23 protein-coding genes and 1 riboswitch are annotated in these 21,241 nt (G+C 45.9%); of the genes, 19 read left to right on the top strand and 4 right to left on the bottom strand.

What is annotated here, in order from left to right:
- Window positions 1-7 precede the first annotated feature (7 nt).
- The 13 genes from spoVAD to E4665_RS09365 all read left to right on the top strand — a co-directional run bounded on the left by spoVAD (window position 8) and on the right by E4665_RS09365 (window position 12,583).
- Window positions 8-1,027, top strand: a complete 1,020-nt coding sequence (spoVAD, locus tag E4665_RS09425) for a stage V sporulation protein AD (protein WP_135348544.1) — start codon at window positions 8-10, stop codon at window positions 1,025-1,027.
- The gene (spoVAE, locus tag E4665_RS09420; protein WP_135348543.1) at window positions 1,024-1,374 is read left to right on the top strand and encodes a stage V sporulation protein AE; all 351 of its coding nucleotides are present in this window, start codon (window positions 1,024-1,026) and stop codon (window positions 1,372-1,374) included. Before spoVAD ends, spoVAE begins: the two co-directional genes overlap by 4 nt.
- A gap of 28 nt (window positions 1,375-1,402) precedes the next feature.
- Window positions 1,403-2,890 carry a spore germination protein gene (locus E4665_RS09415; protein ID WP_135348542.1) on the top strand — a complete coding sequence of 496 codons (1,488 nt, stop codon included), beginning with the start codon at window positions 1,403-1,405 and terminating at the stop codon, window positions 2,888-2,890.
- 52 nt (window positions 2,891-2,942) lie between these two features.
- Window positions 2,943-3,121: riboswitch (Lysine riboswitch) on the top strand.
- A 141-nt stretch (window positions 3,122-3,262) separates the two neighbouring features.
- Entirely contained in the window at window positions 3,263-4,585 is a 1,323-nt protein-coding gene (lysA, locus tag E4665_RS09410) for a diaminopimelate decarboxylase (RefSeq protein ID WP_135348541.1), read from the top strand.
- A gap of 142 nt (window positions 4,586-4,727) precedes the next feature.
- On the top strand, window positions 4,728-5,105 hold the full coding sequence (locus tag E4665_RS09405) for a GNAT family N-acetyltransferase (protein WP_135348540.1): 378 nt from the start codon (window positions 4,728-4,730) through the stop codon (window positions 5,103-5,105).
- A 128-nt stretch (window positions 5,106-5,233) separates the two neighbouring features.
- Entirely contained in the window at window positions 5,234-6,022 is a 789-nt protein-coding gene (locus E4665_RS09400) for a segregation/condensation protein A (RefSeq protein WP_135348539.1), read from the top strand.
- A complete protein-coding gene (gene scpB, locus E4665_RS09395) occupies window positions 5,991-6,587 on the top strand; it encodes an SMC-Scp complex subunit ScpB (protein ID WP_135348538.1) in 597 nt (198 codons plus the stop codon). Before E4665_RS09400 ends, scpB begins: the two co-directional genes overlap by 32 nt.
- A gap of 165 nt (window positions 6,588-6,752) precedes the next feature.
- On the top strand, window positions 6,753-7,904 hold the full coding sequence (locus E4665_RS09390; RefSeq protein WP_135348537.1) for a D-alanyl-D-alanine carboxypeptidase family protein: 1,152 nt from the start codon (window positions 6,753-6,755) through the stop codon (window positions 7,902-7,904).
- Window positions 7,901-8,494, top strand: coding sequence for a nucleoside recognition domain-containing protein (locus E4665_RS09385; protein ID WP_135348536.1), 594 nt, complete (start codon window positions 7,901-7,903; stop codon window positions 8,492-8,494). Before E4665_RS09390 ends, E4665_RS09385 begins: the two co-directional genes overlap by 4 nt.
- Before the next feature lies 1 nt (window position 8,495).
- Entirely contained in the window at window positions 8,496-9,029 is a 534-nt protein-coding gene (locus E4665_RS09380) for a spore maturation protein (protein ID WP_135348535.1), read from the top strand.
- Between the two features lie 121 nt (window positions 9,030-9,150).
- Window positions 9,151-9,882 carry a pseudouridine synthase gene (locus tag E4665_RS09375; RefSeq protein WP_135348534.1) on the top strand — a complete coding sequence of 244 codons (732 nt, stop codon included), beginning with the start codon at window positions 9,151-9,153 and terminating at the stop codon, window positions 9,880-9,882.
- Window positions 9,883-10,103: 221 nt separating this feature from the next.
- The gene (locus E4665_RS09370; RefSeq protein WP_135348533.1) at window positions 10,104-10,826 is read left to right on the top strand and encodes a response regulator transcription factor; all 723 of its coding nucleotides are present in this window, start codon (window positions 10,104-10,106) and stop codon (window positions 10,824-10,826) included.
- A complete protein-coding gene (locus E4665_RS09365; protein ID WP_135348532.1) occupies window positions 10,823-12,583 on the top strand; it encodes an ATP-binding protein in 1,761 nt (586 codons plus the stop codon). The genes E4665_RS09370 and E4665_RS09365 overlap by 4 nt, the downstream gene beginning before the upstream one ends.
- 59 nt (window positions 12,584-12,642) lie before the next feature.
- Here E4665_RS09365 and E4665_RS09360 read toward each other — a convergent pair whose 3' ends face one another.
- Window positions 12,643-12,930 (bottom strand): ferredoxin, encoded by a 288-nt coding sequence (locus E4665_RS09360; RefSeq protein WP_422067253.1) that lies wholly within the window; start codon window positions 12,928-12,930, stop codon window positions 12,643-12,645.
- 178 nt (window positions 12,931-13,108) lie between these two features.
- On the opposite strand from E4665_RS09360, the gene E4665_RS09355 reads away from it, so the two are divergent.
- The 3 genes from E4665_RS09355 to E4665_RS09345 all read left to right on the top strand — a co-directional run bounded on the left by E4665_RS09355 (window position 13,109) and on the right by E4665_RS09345 (window position 16,261).
- On the top strand, window positions 13,109-14,173 hold the full coding sequence (locus E4665_RS09355) for a YpbB family protein (RefSeq protein WP_167815171.1): 1,065 nt from the start codon (window positions 13,109-13,111) through the stop codon (window positions 14,171-14,173).
- Window positions 14,174-15,742, top strand: coding sequence for a RecQ family ATP-dependent DNA helicase (locus E4665_RS09350; RefSeq protein ID WP_135348529.1), 1,569 nt, complete (start codon window positions 14,174-14,176; stop codon window positions 15,740-15,742).
- Between the two features lie 72 nt (window positions 15,743-15,814).
- Window positions 15,815-16,261: a DUF2663 family protein gene (locus E4665_RS09345; RefSeq protein WP_167815170.1), complete on the top strand. Its 447-nt coding sequence runs from the start codon at window positions 15,815-15,817 to the stop codon at window positions 16,259-16,261.
- 289 nt (window positions 16,262-16,550) lie between these two features.
- Here the strand turns inward: E4665_RS09345 and E4665_RS09340 are convergent, their stop codons facing one another.
- Genes E4665_RS09340 through E4665_RS09330 form a run of 3 tightly spaced genes read right to left on the bottom strand, consistent with a single transcriptional unit; the run spans window position 16,551 to window position 17,676 of the window.
- Window positions 16,551-17,120: a manganese catalase family protein gene (locus E4665_RS09340; RefSeq protein WP_135348527.1), complete on the bottom strand. Its 570-nt coding sequence runs from the start codon at window positions 17,118-17,120 to the stop codon at window positions 16,551-16,553.
- A 57-nt stretch (window positions 17,121-17,177) separates the two neighbouring features.
- A complete protein-coding gene (locus E4665_RS09335; RefSeq protein WP_135348526.1) occupies window positions 17,178-17,447 on the bottom strand; it encodes a spore coat protein CotJB in 270 nt (89 codons plus the stop codon).
- Between the two features lie 4 nt (window positions 17,448-17,451).
- The gene (locus tag E4665_RS09330) at window positions 17,452-17,676 is read right to left on the bottom strand and encodes a spore coat associated protein CotJA (protein WP_135348525.1); all 225 of its coding nucleotides are present in this window, start codon (window positions 17,674-17,676) and stop codon (window positions 17,452-17,454) included.
- A 370-nt stretch (window positions 17,677-18,046) separates the two neighbouring features.
- Between E4665_RS09330 and E4665_RS09325 the strand changes: the two genes are divergently transcribed.
- The 3 genes from E4665_RS09325 (at window position 18,047) to sleB (ending at window position 21,233) form a co-directional block, all read left to right on the top strand.
- Window positions 18,047-18,664, top strand: coding sequence for a genetic competence negative regulator (locus E4665_RS09325; protein WP_135348524.1), 618 nt, complete (start codon window positions 18,047-18,049; stop codon window positions 18,662-18,664).
- A gap of 149 nt (window positions 18,665-18,813) precedes the next feature.
- Complete coding sequence (locus E4665_RS09320; RefSeq protein WP_241654779.1) at window positions 18,814-20,091, top strand: Glu/Leu/Phe/Val family dehydrogenase; 1,278 nt, start codon at window positions 18,814-18,816, stop codon at window positions 20,089-20,091.
- Between the two features lie 293 nt (window positions 20,092-20,384).
- Window positions 20,385-21,233 (top strand): spore cortex-lytic enzyme, encoded by an 849-nt coding sequence (gene sleB, locus E4665_RS09315; protein WP_422067252.1) that lies wholly within the window; start codon window positions 20,385-20,387, stop codon window positions 21,231-21,233.
- Window positions 21,234-21,241: the final 8 nt, after the last annotated feature.

Genomic DNA, 21,241 nt, shown 5'->3' with positions numbered 1-21,241 from the left:
ATATCTGGTGAGTAAATTGAGAAAGCAAACCTGGCGCTTTGATCATCCGATTTATCTTGCTTCAACAGGGACCGTTGTCGGTCCCCTGGAGTCGCGAGGACCTCTCTCAGGCAGTTTTGACAAAGAGTACGGTGCTTTGGACTGCGGTGAGAAGAACTGGACGGAGGCGGAACGTGCTCTGATGAGAAGAGCCATCTCATTTTGTCTGGCGAAGGCGGGAAAAAAGGAGGGAGACATGGATCTTTTTCTTGCCGGAGATTTAATGGATCAGACCGTGACCTCAAACTTTATTGCCAGAGAAAACAGGATCCCATTTATCGGTATGTTCGGTGCCTGCTCAACCTCAATGGAGACACTGGCTGCGGGTGCGCAGCTTGTAGACAGCGGCTACGCGGACAATGTACTGTGCGCGGTCAGCAGTCACAATGCAACTGCAGAACGCCAATTCCGTTATCCTACTGAATATGGCGGACCGATGAACCTAACTCAGACTTTTACCGTAACTGGTGCGGGCGCAGCAATCGTGACTAAGGAGCCTGGAAAAGTCAGAGTGGCTGAAGCGACAATTGGCAGGGTCATTGACTGGGGCATTGGAGACGCAAATAACATGGGTTCTGCAATGGCACCCGCAGCTGCAGACACAATCTGGACGCATTTTCAGGATACCGGTCGTAAACCTGAGGACTACGATCTGATCGTCACCGGTGATCTTTCCAGTGTCGGTTCCCCTATATTAAAACAGCTGCTTTTTGAGAAGGGCCTCGATATCGGTAAGATCCATCAGGATTGCGGACTGATGATATACAGCCCGGATCAACCGGTCAACGCGGGTGGAAGCGGGTGTGCTTGTTCGGCGGTCGTTACATACGGCTATCTTTTTAAAAGGCTGGCTGAGGGTTCGCTGAGACGAGTATTTGTGGTAGCGACCGGGGCTCTCTTGAATAGCGCGACACCAAAACAAAAGGATACCATTCCCTGCGTTGCTCATGGAGTTGTTCTTGAATCTGCAAAGGAGGAAAAGAAATGATTTTTCTTTATGCTTTCCTTGTGGGGGGAGCAATCTGTGTCATTGGACAGCTGTTGATGGACGTTTTCAAGCTGACGCCGGCGCATGTTGTTGCATCTTTTGTTGTACTGGGAGCTTTATTTGACGCTTTCGGGATCTATGATTGGTTGATTAATTTTGCGGGAGCGGGGGCTACTGTCCCGATTACCAGTTTTGGACACTCCCTGCTTCATGGGGCGATGGCGGAAGGGCATGAACATGGTTATCTGGGTATTGCCATCGGTATTTTCAAGCTGACTTCCGCGGGCATTACTTCGGCGATTTTGTTTGGCTTCCTTGTTGCTCTTTTTTTTAAACCAAAAGGATAAGTGCTTATGAAAAGCGGGGGATTTGAGCATGCCTAAGGAAGCTGCTAAAAAGATTGATCAGGAAATCAAGGAAAACGCAAGACAGATGAGTGAAATTCTTGATATCGGCCCGAAAAATTTCGATGTTGGGGAACGCATCATTAAGATACTCGGCCGCGAATGCAGAATTTATTATACAAACAGCCTTGTGGATTCTACAATCATTGCCATGATGATGCGTGAATTCATGCGTCTGTCCAATAATAATGAGCATACAATAGACGTATATCAGGAAATTAAGCAGCATCTTGTCCACTATCAGGTCGAAGAGATCACGACAATCAATGATACGGTGGATAAAATGCTCACGGGTCGTATCGTTCTTCTCATCGATGGTGAAACTGCCGGCTTCAGCATCGATTTACGACACTATCCCGGGAGGCAGCCGCAGGAACCGGATGTTGAGAAGGTTGTTCGCGGTTCGAAGGATGGTTTTACAGAAAACATCATTGAAAATTCCGGCTTGATCAGGCGCCGCATCCGGGATCCACGGTTCCGCAGTGAAATGATGCAGATCGGGGAGCGCTCAAAAACAGACATTAGTCTCTGTTATCTGAAAGATGTGACCAACCCGGGTTTGCTCAAAACCTTGAGAAAAGAACTTCAGTCGATTTGTGTTGACGGAATTCCAATGGCTGACAATGCGCTTGAAGAATTTATTCTTAAGCAAGGCTGGAATCCATTTCCGCTTGTCCGCTATACCGGCCGTCCGGATGTCGCGGCCGCGCATATACTGGAAGGTCATGTCGTTCTGATTACCGATACCTCACCCAGTGTGATGATTTTGCCGACGACACTCTTCCACCACCTTCAGCACGCGGAAGAGTATCGCCAGGTGACCGCGTCGGGAGCTTTGCTGAGATGGGTGCGTTTTATTGCTGTGCTGGGATCGGTATTCCTCGTTCCACTCTGGCTTTTACTTGTCCAAGAACATCTGCTTCCGGAACAGCTCGGCTTCATAGGGCCGAATAGCAAACACTATAATATACCTCTGCTTGTTCAGATTCTGATTGCGGAAGTTGGCATTGAAACTTTGAGGATGGCGGCGATTCATACACCGACATCCCTTTCAACTGCACTCGGCCTGATCGCTGCCGTTCTGATCGGACAGATTGCCATAGAAGCAGGGGTATTCATTCCCGAGGTGATCCTTTATACTTCTGTCGCTGCGATCGGGGGATTTGCGACACCTAGCTACGAACTCCAATTGGCCAATAAAATTGTGAGATTGACGCTTATTCTTGCTGTAGGGCTTCTACATGTTCCGGGATTTATGCTTGCTGTCACTTTATTTATTATCTATTTGTCGCATGTCATGAACCTGAACACACCCTATCTATGGCCGTTTATCCCGTTCAATCCGACAGGACTCTATAATATTCTGATTCGCAGGGCGCTTCCGACATCAGTTCTTCGGCCGAGTATCGTGCGCCCGCTGGATAAATACCGTCAGCCGGCAAAGAGCAAATCCAAGTGACACTTGTCATTGAATACGAATCATGCTAAACTACAAATAAATTTTATCCTTCAAGCAGATAAGAGGAGCAGGGCGAAAAAGTAAGGGACGGGAGCCAGGAAGAGCGAGGATCGTTCCCTAAAGGTCAACCTGCCGAAGCGGTCGCTTTTTCCGGAAACGACGCGCTGGGCTGCAGCTGAACAGGTTGCAGACTGTCACTGCATGAACTTGCGGTGGAGCACTTCTCGGGCTTTGGGTGTACGTTCCGGCCTGTATACTTTGTGTGCAGGCTTTTTTGCGTCGCTGATTAGCATCCTCTGAAGGTCACCACTTTTTGTGAGTTACGATTGATTGATAGATGGAGAGTAACAGTTCTGAAAGGGGAGATTTTTGGTGCGCGGAACACAGACGATCAGCGCTTCAGGGCATCTTGTCATCGGAGGGGTGGACACGGTCGAACTTGCTCGTGAGTATGGTACCCCGCTTTACGTATATGACACGGCACTGATCAAAGAAAGAATCAACCAGTATAAAGAGGCATTTGCAGCATACAACGGAATGGATTGGCAGGTCGCTTATGCAAGCAAAGCGTTCTCGACGATTGCGATTCTTCAGCTCGTCAATGAATTCGGACTTTCCCTCGATGTAGTCTCTGGCGGGGAGCTATATACCGCTTTAAAAGCAGGTTTTCCAGCCGGAAGAATTCATTTTCACGGAAATAACAAGTCTGACGACGAACTGATATTGGCCCTTGACGCGAACATTGGCAACGTCATCGTTGATAACTTTTATGAATTGGAACGCCTTGAAGATTTGTGCGCGGCAAAAGGACGGGAGATGGAAATTCTTCTAAGAGTTACTCCCGGGGTTGAAGCGCATACACATGAATTTATCATGACCGGGCATGATGATACAAAGTTCGGCTTTAATCTTGATAATGGAATGGCTGATCAGGCTGTTCAGCTTGCTTTGAAGGCTCCGCATCTGATTCTGAAAGGTATTCATTGCCATATAGGCTCACAGATTTTTGAGACTGAAGGTTTTGTAAGGGCGATCAGGGTTATTTTCAGTTATGCAGAGAAGTGGAAACGTTCGTTTGATTTCTCAATGCAGGTTTTGAATGTTGGTGGAGGATTTGGCATCAGGTATACGGAGGAAGACCATCCCCTGCCGGTCAAAAATTATATTGACAGCATAGTTGCCGTAGTTACCGAAGAGTGTAAAGCACGGGCCCTCAGTGTTCCTGCGGTATGGATCGAGCCGGGCCGTTCCATTGTCGGTGAATCAGGAACGACGCTTTATACAGTCGGGGCATTAAAAGATATCCCCGGCATACGTAAGTACGTGTCGGTGGATGGGGGCATGGCCGACAATATTCGTCCGGCACTCTATCAGGCGCACTACGAGGCGCTCTGCGCAAGCAGGGCAAACGAGCCGGCTGATCAATCGGTTGCGATCGCCGGTAAGTGCTGTGAAAACGGAGATGTTTTGATAAAGAAAGCGAATCTGCCGGAGTCGTGCAGGGCCGGTGATATTCTGGCAGTACTTTGTACCGGCGCGTATGGTTATTCTATGGCCAGCCATTATAACCGGCTGCCGAACCCCGCTGTTGTTTTTGTGGAAAACGGTGAAAGCCAGTTAGTGGTCCGCAGAGAAAGCTATGACGACCTGATACGTATGGATCAACCGCTTAAAATGTTCTCCTCACATGAATAGACAGGGGTATCAATAGGGAAACACGATTCTGACATATAAGTGCACATTTTTTCTCTATTGGTTATAATATAGGACGTGAGAGCTTTTCAGTGCTGTGATTTATTTTTATTCCTGTTCTTATCATGGTAATGAGGGGTTAAAAATGCTTATTCGCTATAAAAAGAATTATGAAAAGATTGCTATGGGCCTACTTTCTTATGTTCCCTCCGAGAAAGAAATCAAGATGCTTCTTCAGACCGTCAGGAAATATGAGGAAGAGGAAAGTTGGCAACTATTTTTATGGAAAGATGGGGAAGACATTCTCGGTGTTATTGGGATTCACATGGAAGATCCCGGCAAAGCCACTGTAGAACACATCAGTGTTAACCCATCGTACCGGGCAGAAGGAATTGGTAAGAAAATGCTGCTCGCGCTTCAGCCGATTCTTGGAAATGATGTTGATATTACTCCTTCCGCAGCGATCAAATCTTATTTTGATAATTGTTTTCATGAGAAGGGGGAACAGGAGACCGAAAAATAATCGGTTTCCTGTTTTTATTTGTTCCATTGTGTGTGTTGTAAAATGTAGCTGCATGATACCCGGATTCACGGAATGCCTGTTCTATGCTATGATAGTGGCATATTGTACCATACCCAGGGGGATGGCTTTTGGAATATAAAGTAAAAATCGATGCCTTCGAAGGGCCTCTTGATTTGCTTCTGCATCTGATCAAGACGCTGGAGATAGACATTTATGATATTCCTGTTGCAGAAATTACGGATCAGTATCTTGACTTTATCCACAATATGCAGAAACTGGAACTAAACGTTGCCAGTGAATATCTGGTGATGGCCGCAACACTGATCGCGATGAAAAGCAGGATGCTGCTTCCGAAACCTGAGGTTTATGACGAGGCGGCTGATGAACCTTATGAGGATCCCGAGGAAACGCGTCAGACGCTGATGCAGCAGCTTCTGGAATACCGACAGTACAAAGAGGCCGCGCAATCCCTGCGCTCCGGTGAGTCGGAAAGACTCCTGCTATTCTCAAAGCAGCCGGAGGATTTAAGCGAATTTGAAAGAGAAGACGTGACCGCCATTCCGAAATCCGAGCGGGCAACCGTTCATGATATGATGCGAGCATTTCAGAGAATGCTGATTCGTAAGAAACTTGAGACGCCGCTTGATACAAAGATCGATCGGCAGGTTCTTCCGATTGGGCAGCAGATGAACAGAGTTCTAGAGGATCTGAAACGGGCCAGACATCCGCTGCGATTTGATTTGCTATTTACAAAAAAAGACCGCGCACATATTATTGTGACTTTTCTCGCGTTACTGGAATTAATGAAAAAAGATGCTGTATTCTGCGAACAGGATCGGAACTTTGCGGATATTTTTGTCAGTCTGGGAAAGGGGGCTGCTTTACTTGACACCGGAGAAAATGCGTTCAATTATTGAGGGACTCCTTTATCTGACTGGGGAAGAAGGATTGTTACTGGATCAGATCAGCAAAGTGCTTTCAGACTGTCCGGTTCGGGATATTACAGATACAATTGAAAAAATGAAAGCCGATTTTGAGAACGATGATGCTTGCGGCCTGATGGTTGCTGACCTTCCAAACGGGTACAGGCTTACCACAAAGCCATTTATGGCGGGCTATGCTGAAAAATTTGCAGCCATTCCTAAATCATCGCCGCTCTCGCAGGCATCACTTGAGACTGTGGCAATTGTTGCTTACAAACAGCCCGTCTCCAGAATCACAATTGATGAAATCAGGGGGGTTAAATCAGAGCGGGCACTGCAAACCCTGATGGTCAGAGGGTTGATCAAGGAGGTCGGACGTGCTGAAGGGGCTGGTAGAGCCATCCTATATGGTGTCACTTCAACTTTTCTTGATTACTTCGGGCTCCATTCGCTTGATGAAATGCCGCCGCTTATTGAGGCTGTGAAACAGCCTAACGAGCAGCTTGACGCTTATGATCTTTTCTACGATAAGTATAAAGAAACAGTAAATAACCTATAAACGCTTCATTTTGCTTCCCGTCCATACAGAGATCCCATGGGCGGGACTTTTATTTGAGAATACATCAATTAACAGCCTGACGCCTTGACAACATCTCAATAACTGGCTCATAAACCTCTTATCCTTGCATAAGCTTGTATTAGCGATAGGACAAGGGGGCATCCCATGAAACGTATCTTGAAAAGTTCGCTGATCGGATTGCTTTGCACTGCTTTAGGATTGACTGTATTTCCGGGATCGGTGCGGGCGAATGAGCCCTCCGTTTCAGCACAATCCGCTGCGCTGATCGAACAATCATCAGGCCGTCTGCTCTATGAAAAGGATAGTCATGAAAAGCTTCCGATCGCAAGCATTACAAAAGTGATGACTGCGATCCTGGCCATTGAATCCGGGAAAATGAATCATGTTGTGACAGTCAGCAATCAGGCGATCAAAGCTGAAGGTTCTTCCATCTATCTGAAAGCGGGGGAAAGGCTGCCCCTGCGTGACCTTGTATATGGCCTGATGCTGCGTTCAGGGAACGATGCATCTGTGGCTATCGCTGAAGGAGTTGCGGGCAGTGAGCAGGGCTTTGTTTTTATGATGAATGAAAAGGCAAAGGAATTGGGTCTTTCAGATACACACTTTGCCAATCCCAACGGTCTTGACAGTCCGGATCACTATTCAACGGCAAGCGATATGGCCAATTTGACACGATACGCCATGGACAATAAAGATTTCCGGAAAATCGTTGGCACCCGATCTTATCGCGCCGGGGCAACGAATAAGGAAGGAATCCGAGTCTGGAATAACAAAAATAAAATGCTTCGGCTCTACAAGTTCGCAACCGGCGGCAAAACGGGATTCACTAAAAAATCGGGTCGTACGCTCATATCTACTGCCTCCAATGGTAAAATGTCGCTTATTGCCGTTACGCTGAATGACGGGGATGACTGGCGTGATCACGCAAACCTTTTTGAATGGGGCTTTTCAACTTATAGTCTGACACTGGTTGCACGCAGCGGGCAGTTAAAAGCCGATACTGATCCCTTTTACCAGGATCATCTCTATATAAAAAGGTCTGTTTTTGTTCCATTATCCGGGGACGAGCAGTCCAATATCAGCAAGAAGCTGGTACTGGTTCAGGCCCAGCCCGATGACAGAAAATGGATACCGCCCGAACCTGCAGGTGATCTTCAGATTATGCTGGACCAGAAACAGATTGCTTCGATCCCGGTATATTACAAGTCTACGGGAAAGAAAAAAAGAGCATTCTGGAAAATTTTCAGCGGCTTGCTTGAGTCCATTGTATCCGGAAGGGAGCAGCCTTTTTCATGATCAATATAATCTGGGTTGCCCTTTTTTGTATTGGGATTGTCTATGCCTCCTTCAGTGGAACAATGGGACAGGTGAATAACGCCATTTTCAAATCAGCAACTGACGCTGTGACGTTGTGCATCGGATTGGCCAGTATTCTCATATTCTGGCTTGGATTGATGAAAATTGCAGAAAAATCCGGTTTGCTTGAGAAGCTCTCATTTATTTTTAAACCTGTAGTGCGTCGTATTTTTCCGGAAGTTCCGCCGGACCATCCGGCAATGGGCTACATTCTCTCAAATATCATTGCCAATCTTTTCGGGCTCGGCAACGCTGCAACACCGATGGGGATTAAAGCAATGCAGGAGCTTAAGAAATTGAATGGAGGGCTTAATAAGCCAAGCAGATCGATGATTACATTGCTTGCGCTGAACACTTCAGGGCTGACATTAGTCCCGGCAACGGTGATTGCCATTCGAATGCAATACCGATCATCTTCGCCAGCGGACATCGTCGGGCCAACGCTTATGGCCACTCTTTGTACTACATTGTCGGCCTTAATTATTGATCGGATTTTTTATTATTTACGTAAGCGGAAGGAGAAAAAATAATATGGCCTTTATGACAGCACTGTCCCTGTGGCTGATTCCTATCCTGATTGCTGTCATTCTTCTTTACGGAACCTTCAGAAAAACAGCAACATATGAAACTTTTGTTGAAGGAGGAAAAGATGGATTTTCGCTTGCTGTATCCATTATGCCTTTTCTTGTCGGCATGCTGACAGCCATCGGAGTATTCCGTGCGTCGGGAGCGATGGATGCTTTGATAAGGGCAATTGAACCCTTTCTTTCCGCTGTGGGGATGCCTGCGGAGGTTGTTCCTCTTGCCCTTATGCGACCAATTTCCGGCACAGGCGCGCTAGGACTGATGGCCGAACTGATAAAGATACACGGACCCGATTCGTTCATCGGCCGGCTGGCATCGGTTATGCAGGGAAGTACAGATACCACGTTTTATGTTGTGACCGTCTATTTCGGGGCCGTCGGGATTCACCGGATCGGAGATGCACTGAAGGTAGGGCTGCTTGCCGACGCGGTTGGCGTGATCTGTTCCGTGGTGATCGTGACGCTTATTTTCGGAGCATAATTTAAGCGCGGGAGAATGTTGGATTCGCATAGAAATAAGGAAACTAATCCAAAAGTAGTGAACAAATATTGAAACTTGAGAAAAGCGATTGACGGCGTTATGATAACTTTGAGGTGAAAGGATGGAACGACTACAGAAAGTGATTGCGCAGGCAGGCGTAGCATCAAGAAGAAAGGCTGAACAATTGATTACTGCCGGTATGGTTCAAGTTAATGGCCGGACAGTTACTGAACTTGGCACAAAAGTCTCGGAGAAGGATGAGATTTCTGTGAATGGTATCCCGATCGATAAGGAGCTTCCCGTATATTTTTTATTTTACAAACCTGTCGGCGTTATTTCCTCCGTCACCGATGACAGAGAACGGACGACAGTCGTTGATTTTTTTAAACATGTTCCTCAGCGAATTTTCCCTGTCGGACGCCTTGACTATGATACATCGGGCGCGATACTGCTGACTAATGATGGAGAACTGGCGAATCGTCTGATGCATCCCCGTTTTGAAATTGATAAAACATACATAGCACGAATCAATCCGATTCCGAAGGCCGAGCAGTTAAAGAAACTTGCCACAGGAATTGAACTTGAAGACGGAATGACGGCGGAGGCAAAAGTAAGACTTGTCGCCAGTGACAGTGAAAAGGGAACAGCTTCGGTTCAGATCACAATTCATGAGGGGCGGAACCGGCAGGTCAGGCGCATGTTTTCAGCGCTTCATCTGCATGTGCGAAAGTTGAAACGTGAGCGGTATGGTTTTCTCAGCCTGACGGGACTGCATCCCGGTGACAGCAGAACACTCAAGCCGCATGAAGTAAAAACTCTTTATCATCTGGCCAATCGCGAGAACCAGGGATGATACCTTCGATGTTTTTTTGGTCTATTTCAACAAAATAGAAAACTAATATTGGGTTAAATAAATCGGAAAGATGTTTTTTTTTAAGAAATTGTATAAAATAAGACATAGGATTGACACATTATCTGAAATCGGGCCGAATGGGATTAGATCGGTTTTTTGTTTTTGTTCCATCATAAGGAAGTTAAGAGAGAGAACGATATGGCTGACGGGAGGATCATTGGATGATTGAGAAGAAAGCGGCAATTTTAATTGTTGATGATGAAGAGAGAATCCGAAAGTTATTAAAAATGTATCTTGAGCGGGAAGATTATCAGATTGATGAGGCAGGAGATGGTGAGACAGCGCTTCAGAAAGCACTTGACAAAGATTACGAATTAATTCTTCTTGATCTGATGCTTCCTGGAATGGATGGGATCGAAGTCTGTGAGAAACTACGTGAATTCAAGGCGACCCCTGTCATCATGCTGACTGCGAAAGGTGAAGAGGCAAACCGTGTTCAAGGCTTTGAAGTTGGAACGGATGATTACATTGTAAAACCGTTCAGCCCGCGCGAGGTTGTACTCAGGGTGAAGGCTCTGCTCAGGCGGTCATCCAAGACCAAATTTTTGGAAACAGAGACAACTTCCAAAAATGAACTTGTTTTTCCGCATCTGATGATTGATCATGACGCACACCGGGTCAAAGTAGAAAATCAGGAGGTTAATCTGACCCCAAAAGAATATGATCTCTTATACTATCTTGCTCAAAATCCCGATAAGGTTTTCTCACGTGAACAATTGCTGAAGGATGTCTGGAACTATGAATTTTTCGGGGATCTCAGAACAGTTGACACACATGTAAAACGTTTGAGAGAAAAATTGAACCGGATATCGGAAGAAGCTGCCAACATGATCGTCACAGTTTGGGGCGTTGGATACAAAATAGAAGTTGAGAGTAACGGATGATTTGGCGCGGCATCATTACAAAACTTTGGGCAACGATTATTGCCATCGTTGCCATAGCGCTTGTTTTTCTGACCATTTTGCTCTTACAATTTTTTGAAAACAGTAATTTGCATCAGACTGAACTTCAAATGCACAAAATTGGAACCAAATCGGTGCAGTTGATCGAAAATGGCGGAGACAGGCGTACGGCGCTCAATTCTATTTCGGATATCTCCGGGGTCTACTCAGCCGGCAGCGCCTTGGTAACCAATCGGGACTATTGGTTTTCTGCACCCGACAAAGGATTTCCTAGATTAAACCGCCATTTCTTTCAATCGGATCCGGTATTAAATAAAGCCCTTGTTTCCGGCAAATTTGTGGAAAAACAAGGCGCTTTTAGTAATGGCGGTACTACCCCGGCAAAGATGATCATCATTGGCCTGCCTGTTCATACCCGTTTAGGTGAAAATGGCGCCCTATACATATTTCAGACGCTGAATATCGCTCAAAATGCGATCGATCAATCTAAAAAGCTGATCTATATCAGTACAGGCATAGCGATCATTCTGACGACCTTTTTTGCCTTTTTTCTGTCCACCCGTATCGGAGCCCCTTTGCGTAGAATGCGCACAGCGGTTCTTCAGGTAGCCCGCGGAAATTTTGATATTAATGTTCCTGTCGTCACAAGGGATGAAGTTGGTGATCTGGCCGTAGCATTCAACAAAATGAGAGATGATTTGAAAGCGAATATGACGGCTCTCAACCAGGAAAAAGAACAGCTGGCCGGAATACTTGATAATATGGCAGACGGGGTCGTCCTTCTTGACGAAAATGGCAGAATTAAAGCAAAAAACCCTCCGGCGACCGCTTTTGTCCGATCCTGGGCATTTGAACATGATGATGCAAGATCTCCCTCAATCTTGACTGAAATGCTTTTAAGTGCGTCGGGCGAACGAAAACAGCAAATCCAGAATGTGACTACTCAGGGAAGGTTTTGGGTCGTGATTCTCACACCCCTTTATAGCCGTCAGAAAATCAGGGGCGCGGTCGCCGTACTTCGTGATATGACTGAAGAGCAGCATATTGATCAGATGAAAAAAGGCTTTGTCGCGAATGTGAGTCATGAACTCCGTACACCCGTCTCAATGATCCAGGGCTATAGTGAAGCGATTATTGACGGGATCGCAGAGACGGATCAGGAAAAAACAGACATGGCAAAGATTATTCTTGACGAGTCTAAAAGGCTGGGACGCCTCGTCAATGAATTGCTGGATCTTGCAAAGCTGGAAGCGGGGCACTTTCAGTTAAATAAAAAGGATGTCCCCCTGATTGACTTTTTCAGCCACACGGTGAATAAATTCAGCAATCTGGCAGAGAAAACCGGAATCAGACTTGAACTGGAAACCGACGCTGGAGAAAATGATTGCTTCGTCTTTGATCCCGATCGAGTGGAACAGGTTATGACTAATCTCATAGATAATGCGATACGTCATACTTCTGAAGAGGGATGGGTCCATATCAGCGTTCATCTGGAATCGGGTGAACTTTCTGTTAAAGTCCGGGACTCAGGAACCGGAATAGCTGAGGAAGATCTGCCCTTTGTTTTTGAACGGTTCTATAAAGCAGATAAGGCAAGAACGAGAGGAAAATCAGGGACTGGGCTTGGACTTGCTATCGCGAAGCATATTATCGATGCTCATGGCGGAGAAATCAGTGTCAATAGCAGGAAGGAACATGGGACAACTTTTCAGTTCAGTCTGCCTGATAACGGGGATTAGGATAGTTAATAAACGGAAACAAGCTTGCCCGGGAGGCAAGCTTGTTTCGTTCTGCTTAATCAGTTTTCAGCTACTTTATCTGGAGAACCATGAAACGGCTGGTCTCCGATTCTGATCGACTCAGTGGGGCAACCGTCGTAAGCGTCTGCGAGATCTTCAAGCAATTCATCAGGTACCGATACGTCTCCCTTATTGCCGTCGAGGAGAGAGAAAGCGAGACCGTCATCATCGTAATCGAACAGATCCGGTGCTGATGCGGCACACGCACCACAGGAAATGCAGGTTTCTTTATCGACAATCATATATTTTTCCACGATCTGAAAACTCCCCTTTATGAACTGTTTCATCCGCTATCATTACTTTTCTAATTGTAGGTAACAGGAGCTGCGATTTCAACCTCTTCAATAACGAAGGGTGTGAAAAATTATCGAAAGTTTTCTTTAAAAAAGATAAAATATAAGTTGAAACTAGTCTTTTCAGCATGGCGTGTTTCTTTATTTACAATTGAAATCTGGAGGAATGCATGTGTCATTTCGATATTATTTAATGCTGAAATTGATTAGTCAGATTAACGGAGAACGGACGCTCTCAGGGATCATTCATATATTACAGGGCAGACAGTCTGTTCAAGCAATTCAGGACTGCGCGTTTTTTCATATTCAACCTCTGTATCACACATTCGACATGTTAGAACGCGGACATTTATTAAGTCTATCAGATGACTGCCTCGGAAAGGGCTGGATCAGCCAGTTAAATGGAGATCACGAGAAATATGCCCTGACCCCATCTGGAATAGATACGTTGTCGCAACTAGCCGATCGTCACTCTTTCCCTCAGGATCTTAAGTATACCGAAAATGTGAGAATGGAAACTGATTTCTGGCTTAAACTGCAGCTGTGCGTTCAGACCTTGTCCGAACTGATCCATGGCAGTCATTCTTTTTTGCCGGTCTCACACCGTGCCGGTATAACAGAAGCTGTCCGACGTTTTATCATTGGGTCTCGCGCTAGAAGGAAAGATCTGGCCTGCGCACTGTATGAGGAACTATACAGCCTTCTTGAGACAATGCCTGTGACTGAGGCCGACATATTGTGCCTTCAGCTAAGCGGATACGGTATGCCTGGCCTGACAGTGGATCAGACAGGATCAGCTGTGAAAATTGACACTTACCAAAGTCACGTCTTTTCAAAAGCTGCCATTCGTCGTCTGCTGCACACGGTCAGTAATATACCTTCCGATTTTCCGACCCTAGCCCGTCTGATGAGTAAAAAACGGAATGATCTTTCGCGTTCGGCTGAGGAGACATATCATTTAATCAAAGAAGGCTTAACTTTTGAAAAATTGACTGAACAGAGACAGCTCTCCCATGGAACCATAGAAGATCATATCATTGAACTGACTCTGAAAATTCCGGGTTTTAATATTTCTTCCTTTTTGCCTGATTCAGTCAATCAGATGATCATCAAATCCGCGACCCGACTGCACACGAAACAGCTTAAGCCGATAAAGAAAGAACTCCGTGACCAGGCTTCCTATTTTCAAATCCGGCTGGCTCTAGCCAAAGAAGCAGTGGAAAGAGAGGGGAACTAATTGGATGCCCTGCAGAAACCAGAAAACAGGAACAGACCAATCGATCAAGAAATGGCGAAGGCTGAAGAAGTACTCCACAAAGTATTTGGCTATTCGGAATTTCGAAACAGGCAAAGAGAAGTTGTCAACGCGCTGCTGAAGCATCAGGATGTTTTCGCCATGATGCCAACCGGGGGCGGAAAGTCACTTTGCTATCAGTTGCCCGGATACATCCTGAACGGTCTGGTGCTTATCGTTTCACCTCTTCTTTCTCTTATGGAGGATCAGGCGGATTCACTCCGCCGTCTGGGAGAGAACAAGGTACGCACGCTGAACAGCATGCTTAACCCTGAGGAAAGAAAGCGTGTGCTGTCCCAGCTGAGGCAGCTCCGCTTTTTGTTCATTTCACCTGAAATGATCAGGCAGCCTCGTGTTTCGAGGGCCCTTGAGAAAGTGCCGATTTCTTTGTTTGTCGTCGATGAGGCGCACTGCATTTCCCAGTGGGGTCACGAGTTCCGTCCGGACTACTTGCATCTTGCTGAGATCAGGATTCGGCTTGGCTCACCTGTTTGTCTCGCTCTGACAGCAACTGCGGATCAGAGAGTCAAGAAGGATATTGTCCGCTATCTTCACTTGGAGTCGGCGCAGCAGTTCCTGATGAGCGTCGACAGACCCAATATTTCGTTTATCGTCCTTGAAGCGAAAAACAGTGAGGACAAAACAAACCAATTAATTGAACTGCTCGGAAAAGTGGAATTCCCGGGCATCATCTATTGTTCCGGCAGGGAATGGTCAGAAAAGTTATCCAAGGATATCTCAAAAAGACTGGGATTCCGTACCGCTTTCTATCATGGCGGTATGGAACCCGAAGACCGGAGAAAAATTCAAAATCAGTTTCTGAGCGGTGAACTCGACATTCTTTGCTGTACGAACGCATTTGGCATGGGTATTAATAAGGCAGATATTCGCGTCGTTGTTCACTTTCATTATCCGAGCACGATGAATGCCTACCTTCAGGAAGTGGGAAGAGCCGCGAGGGATGGTGGTCAGGGTCTTGCTGTGCTTCTTCATTCACCGGCAGATGATCGGCTGCCTGAAGCTTTTATCGACAGTAATTACCCTTCCCCATCGATTTTAAAATTTGCTCTGAATCAGTTGGATCAGGGCGAGTATCAGCTGCCGAAGGATTCAGAACGTTTCATTGATGTGATCCGTATTATGGGTGCGGGTGAAACGGCGGCCCGGTTTATTCTTGAACAGTTCATAACCAAAAGCTCCGGGAGGCCAGTTGCTTTACTTTATGATGACTGTATACGGCTGATAGAAAATCGCCGATCTGTTCAAATGAAAGATTTGGCGCGGATGCGTTCCTGGATCTCAGAAAAAGGATGCCGAAGAGTATCATGCCTAAGCTATTTTGGTGAAAAATTGGAAACAAAGCCTGATTTGTGCTGTGACCGATGTGGTGCAAAAATCGGCGATTTTCTTAGCCATCAGCACTCGGCGCTGAACAATTCGGGCATCGAAGTGGATTGGAAAAAAAGGCTGGACAGGCTCCTCGCGTGTGAAAAGGTTGAGCCTGATAGCTGAGCGTGTCACTCTGAAGAGTGGCTGTCCTAAATCTGGTTTCCAGCGCATAGCTTATTCCGAGGGGGTGGCTATGTGTCGCTGGATACACTGCGGGAAAAAGGGGCTCTTCCGGCTCTGGCATATGAAATCCTTAAGGAACTGGAAAAGAGAAAATTAAAAGAAAATCATTGGAAAAAAAGGCGGTCTGTAACCGGTTTTTTTCTGATTTTGACAAACAGTGCTTTTGTTTTATATCTACTTGTATTTGAAGGGAGGAGTATGGCTTCACTGCACGGGTTGAACCTAATGGTCAGGGAACCCGAGGTTTTGCTGCTTGGTGTATCGGGATTACTGATTCTGTTCATTTATATGCGTACGCAAAAAGAAGCTAAGGATGCGGAAGATGACTTTGATGAACTGCGTGAAGAGATGATTGACAGAGCATGGGAACTTTGGCCAAAAGAACCTGACGGATCCGGAAGATACGAAATTATGCAGTATCTTCTTAAAGAGATGGATATTAACTTATTCTATAAATAGAGGGAGGGAAGCTTAATCCTGTTAAATATAAGGTGTTAAACTTTATTGTTACTTCTGTGGCTGCTGCCAAACTGGATTTTTCACGAGCCTGCCAAAAAATAATATGGTTCTTTAACAAAGCTCAAGTAAAAAAAAACAATAAATGCTGCATTGCGCTTCATGCAGCAGGATGTTTGTTTTAAAATTAGGCTATGTTCAAATTCAATGTTGATTTTGCCCCTCCGTTGATTGAAGAGGAAAGCGAGCGCATGAAGCGAAAAACAACAGACAAGTTTAACAAAGCCTAAAATTAAAATACCTTTTTCTCTGTCCGGTCCTCCTTGATTAACTCGACCGCTTCCCGGAAACGCTGTGAATGAACGATTTCGCGCTCACGCAGGAATCCGAGCGAGTCGTTCAGTCCCTGATCATCTGATAAATTAATGATCCACTGGTAAGTCGACCGGGCCTTTTCTTCTGCGGCAATATCTTCGTAGAGATCTGCGACCGGATCCCCCTTGGACTGGATATGCGCGACGGTAAAACTCTCACCTCCGGCATTCTCGAAGTAAAGCGATTTACCATGATTTACGTAATGCGCGCCCAGTCCTGCTGCTTTCAACTGCTCAGGTGTGGCGTCTTTTGTAAGTTTATAGACCATTGTTGCGATCATTTCCAGATGGGCGAACTCTTCGGTACCTATGTCGTTCAGAAGCCCAATGACCTGATCCGGTATCGTATAGCGCTGATTCAAGTAACGAAGGGCGGCCGCCAATTCCCCGTCAGCGCCCCCGTACTGTTCTATAAGGTACTTTGCGAGCGTCGGATTGCACGTACTGACACGGACAGGATACTGGAGTTTCTTTTCATAATACCACATGAGAACTCATCTCCTGATTCTTTTTCGGGAAATGTACAGGTTGCATTCCATCTCTTTCTAAACCTGCCAGGGCCACGGAACTTTGTTCCATTGCCACGGGTACGCGGAATAGCTGTGGCCGAATTGCCTGAGCGGACCATATTGCTTTTCAAATGCGTCGCGGAGTCCGGTACTTTTCTGCGCTGCCGAATTGAATTGTTTGAGCGCTTCCAGATCATCGGGATGAGTATCCAGATAAAGCGTCAGTTCGACAAGTGTAAAATCGGTAGCCTGTAAAACCCGCAGATCCTCATAGTAATTGTTTGGAAGCTGATTCGGATCAGCCATTTTTTTAAACCTCCCTTCTTTTTTCAAGATACGGATTAGTATATGGTGTGTAAAGGCCGGGCCAAAGTGTCCCGTGCGCCAGCGCCTGCACAGGAGAAAATTGCTCCATCCCGGCAGGCTGAAAACCGAGATACAGCTGGACAGGTGTTTCGTAGCTGACAGGGGTGAGCGGGGGACACGGGTCAAAGGGACTGATAAATGGGTAAAACCATTTTCTGTATGTGGGCAATATGTGCACCTCTCTTTACCACTTTTACTATTAACATGATTTTTATATGCCCCGGAGCTTGTCACTAGTACGAAAATATGAAGCCGGTGCGGGTGGAGAAAATAGTCTACTGAAAATATCGGGGATTAACTGGTACATGATTGGTGCGCAGTGTATTAGTTCATGATCAATTAAAAGCATGTACTTTTTTTTGTTTGCGTTGTATACTACGCTTAAGTGAATCGTATATAAATTTGCAGCCCTCTGAATTTGCGGTTGTTACAACGGCAAACCGTGAGACACCGAAAACGTTAAAAAACATATAATTAAAAAGAAAAGGGTCTTCGGAAGTTCAGAGAGATAGGGCTCGGTGGCAAGGAGGGTGTTTGCGATGCGACTGGAACGTTTAAACGGGGACAGAATCAAGATATTCCTGACTTTTGACGATCTTAAAGAACGTGGCATTTCCAAAGAAGATATGTGGCACGACTTGCCGAGAGTGGAGCAGCTTTTTCGTGATATGATGCTTGAGGCCGATGACGAACTCGGTTTTGAAGCAAACGGTCCCATTGATGTAGAGATATTTTCGCTGCCGGCGCAAGGTATGGTTGTGATCGTATCTAGAGGCCGGACGTATGGCGATTCGGAAAGTGACGATGCGTTCGATGATGATGAATTCATTCAGATGCAGGTCACCATGGATGAGAGCCAGGATGTGCTTTATCAGTTTAATCAGTTTGAGGATATCATCACACTCTCGAAAACACTTCATGATCTTGGCATAAAGAATGGCAGCCTTTACCAGCTTGAACATAAATATTATTTATACTTTGAAGAAGAGGAATTTGACAGTGAGACCGATCTTGAAACACTGATCGCTTTACTTGCGGAGTTCGGCAATACGTCAACAATGACAGTCCATCGTCTTGAAGAATATGGTAAATGTTTGATCAAAGATAGGGCTATTTCCGATATTTACAAATATTTTATTAATACTCCGCACAATTGATGGTGCGGATTTTTTTTGCAGCTCTTTTTCGCAAGCACAAATTCATTTTATGCGAGTTATGCGCGGTTCATGTCCTGCAGTCTTCATTTTTTCTGTTTTGCAGGAAACAAAAATGGAAACAGTGTTCCTAGTCAGAAGGGATGATTTTTTTGGCATCAGAAAGTTTTAAAACCGATGGAGATATAATACCAAGGGAAAAACTTCTTCATTATGTACAGGCTGTGGTTCGCTCATCATTAACGGAACTTGGTTATGCTCAGGATCTGATCCGCTATCTTGAGGAACCGCAGCGAATTCTTAAAGTAAAAATCCCCGTGAAACTGGATCAAACCGGGACACGCGTTTTTACCGGTTACAGGGTTCAGTATAATGACGCACCCGGTCCGACAAAAGGAGGGGTGCTCTTTCATCCTGATATAGAGGTAGATAAACTTCAGGCAATGTCTATGTGGAACGGAATAAAATCGTCTGTTCTTAATCTCCCTTTTGGAGGAGCGAAAGGCGGCATAATATGTGATCCAAGGGAACTTTCTTTTCGTGAGATGGAAGGGCTGGCGAGAGGATATATCCGAGAAATTTCACCGATCATCGGCCCGGACAAAGATATACCAGCGATGGACGCGAGTTCGAATTCTCAGGTTATGGCTTGGATGATGGATGAATTCAGCAGGATCCATCCGGAAGGTCTCTCTACGTTTTTTACAGGAAAGCCGTTGATATTTGGAGGACTCGCCAAACGTGATTCAGCGATCGCAGACGGCATCACTGTTGTTGTCAAGGAGGCTGCGAGGCTTAAAAAAATTAATCTTAATCATGCTCAAATCATAATACAGGGTTTTGGAAGTGCTGGGAGTCTGATCGCGAAGTCACTTTCCAGATCTGGGATTCGGATTGTTGGAATTTCAGACGCTTATGGTGGACTTTATGCTCCTGAAGGTCTTGATATCGATGAATTGCTCGACAGCCGGGACAGTTTTGGGACAGTGACTAAGCTCTTTGAACAGACCATAACGAATCAGGAACTTCTCGAGAAACCCTGTGATTTACTTATACTGGCAGCAATTGAAAACCAGATCACTGATAAAAATGAGGAGAATATTAAGGCGAAGATAGTCATTGAAGGAACCGGGAGAGCTGTGTCCGAACATGCAGCCGAATCAATGACGGCAAGGGACATCCTACTGGTGCCTGAAATTCTTGCGGGTGCAGGGGATGTGGCAGTTTCGTATCTGGAATGGGTTCAGCATCTGCAGGGAAACATATGGACTAATGAAGAGGTAGACCGCAGATTCCATCAAATAATAGGAGCGGCTTTTCAGTCGGTCGCTGAAACTGCGGAAGAACGGAACATGACGATGAGAAGAGCTGCTTATTTGAACGGGATCCAAAGACTCGCTGAAAAAGTAAGGTTTCGAGGTTGGATTTAGATATGGCAGCATAAAAAAATGTTAGACATGATTGGGCAGGAAAAAGTGAACTTCTTTTTCCTGCCCTTATTGTGCTATAGACATTATAAAAATGAGACGAACGAAGTAAGCGCGGTTATGCCGTTTGGCTGTGCCTGAAAGCCTGTCAATCGGCAAATTTTCTTTATCCATAAAATCTGTGAATATTCCGGCTGATAATTGGCAATATAAGCATGATTTCTGGGAGAAAAGAAGCTTAAATGGCGCGGTGGATTCAACACTGGCGGTGGAATGTTTATGAGGAGGAATAGTGATTGAAAAAGCATCAGATCATTCATGTACTGGGTATATTGCTGGCCCTGTCCGGATTCCTGATCTACTCGGAGCACGCGGTGGCCTTTTCATCTCAGGTCATCACGCAGGGCGCCTCCGGAGACGATGTCATTGAACTGCAGTCGCGCCTTCAGTACAGCGGTTTCTATAAGGGAAAAATTGATGGTCATTTCGGATATGGGACTTATTGGGCGCTGCGCACTTTCCAGGAACAATTCGGACTCACTGTAGACGGACAGGCCGGAACATCGACCAAGCAAAAATTGATCCATGCATCAAAGTTTGATAAAGCCTATATTTACCAGAATCTGCAGGAGGGAAACACATTTACTTATTATGGCGGGATTCCACTCGACCAGCAGGTGAAAAAGGATTCCCGAAAGTCGGATACTTCGGGTGGCGGTCAATCATCGGGAGGGAACAAACTACCATCTTCAAATGGAAAATATACGATTGATAATCTTCCTCAGGGTTATACAAAAGCCGATGTTAACCTGATGGCCAACGCGGTTTACGGAGAATCCAGAGGGGAGCCTTATATCGGGCAGGTCGCTGTTTCAGCGGTTATTATCAACCGGGTCGCCGATCCGCGCTTTCCCAACAATATATCGGACGTGATTTTTCAGCCTGGTGCGTTCACTGCAGTTTCAGACGGACAGATTTGGCTGACCCCAAATGAGACGGCGAAGAGAGCTGTAATGGATGCGATTAACGGATGGGACCCTTCCCAGGGCGCTCTGTATTATTTTAATCCTGACACGGCAACCTCCGCCTGGATCTGGACACGGCCGCAGATTCAGAAAATTGGAAAGCATATCTTCTGCAAATGAGGGGGGGA

This window comes from Sporolactobacillus shoreae, from assembly GCF_004684935.1.
Lineage (GTDB): Bacteria > Bacillota > Bacilli > Bacillales > Sporolactobacillaceae > Sporolactobacillus > Sporolactobacillus shoreae.
Note: the sequence above shows the minus strand (reverse complement) of the source record. Positions and strands in the feature narration are given on the sequence as shown.

Bases quoted from the DNA above. Each gene is read 5' to 3' on its own strand.
- E4665_RS09390 (WP_135348537.1), top strand. From the start codon at position 6,753: ATGAAACGTATCTTGAAAAGTTCGCTGATCGGATTGCTTTGCACTGCT.
- E4665_RS09380 (WP_135348535.1), top strand. From the start codon at position 8,496: ATGGCCTTTATGACAGCACTGTCCCTGTGGCTGATTCCTATCCTGATT.
- spoVAE (WP_135348543.1), top strand. From the start codon at position 1,024: ATGATTTTTCTTTATGCTTTCCTTGTGGGGGGAGCAATCTGTGTCATT.
- E4665_RS09365 (WP_135348532.1), top strand. From the start codon at position 10,823: ATGATTTGGCGCGGCATCATTACAAAACTTTGGGCAACGATTATTGCC.
- E4665_RS09360 (WP_422067253.1), bottom strand. From the start codon at position 12,930: ATGAAACAGTTCATAAAGGGGAGTTTTCAGATCGTGGAAAAATATATG.
- E4665_RS09415 (WP_135348542.1), top strand. From the start codon at position 1,403: ATGCCTAAGGAAGCTGCTAAAAAGATTGATCAGGAAATCAAGGAAAAC.
- E4665_RS09340 (WP_135348527.1), bottom strand. From the start codon at position 17,120: ATGTGGTATTATGAAAAGAAACTCCAGTATCCTGTCCGTGTCAGTACG.
- E4665_RS09385 (WP_135348536.1), top strand. From the start codon at position 7,901: ATGATCAATATAATCTGGGTTGCCCTTTTTTGTATTGGGATTGTCTAT.
- E4665_RS09375 (WP_135348534.1), top strand. From the start codon at position 9,151: ATGGAACGACTACAGAAAGTGATTGCGCAGGCAGGCGTAGCATCAAGA.
- E4665_RS09335 (WP_135348526.1), bottom strand. From the start codon at position 17,447: ATGGCTGATCCGAATCAGCTTCCAAACAATTACTATGAGGATCTGCGG.
- E4665_RS09370 (WP_135348533.1), top strand. From the start codon at position 10,104: ATGATTGAGAAGAAAGCGGCAATTTTAATTGTTGATGATGAAGAGAGA.
- E4665_RS09325 (WP_135348524.1), top strand. From the start codon at position 18,047: ATGCGACTGGAACGTTTAAACGGGGACAGAATCAAGATATTCCTGACT.
- E4665_RS09405 (WP_135348540.1), top strand. From the start codon at position 4,728: ATGCTTATTCGCTATAAAAAGAATTATGAAAAGATTGCTATGGGCCTA.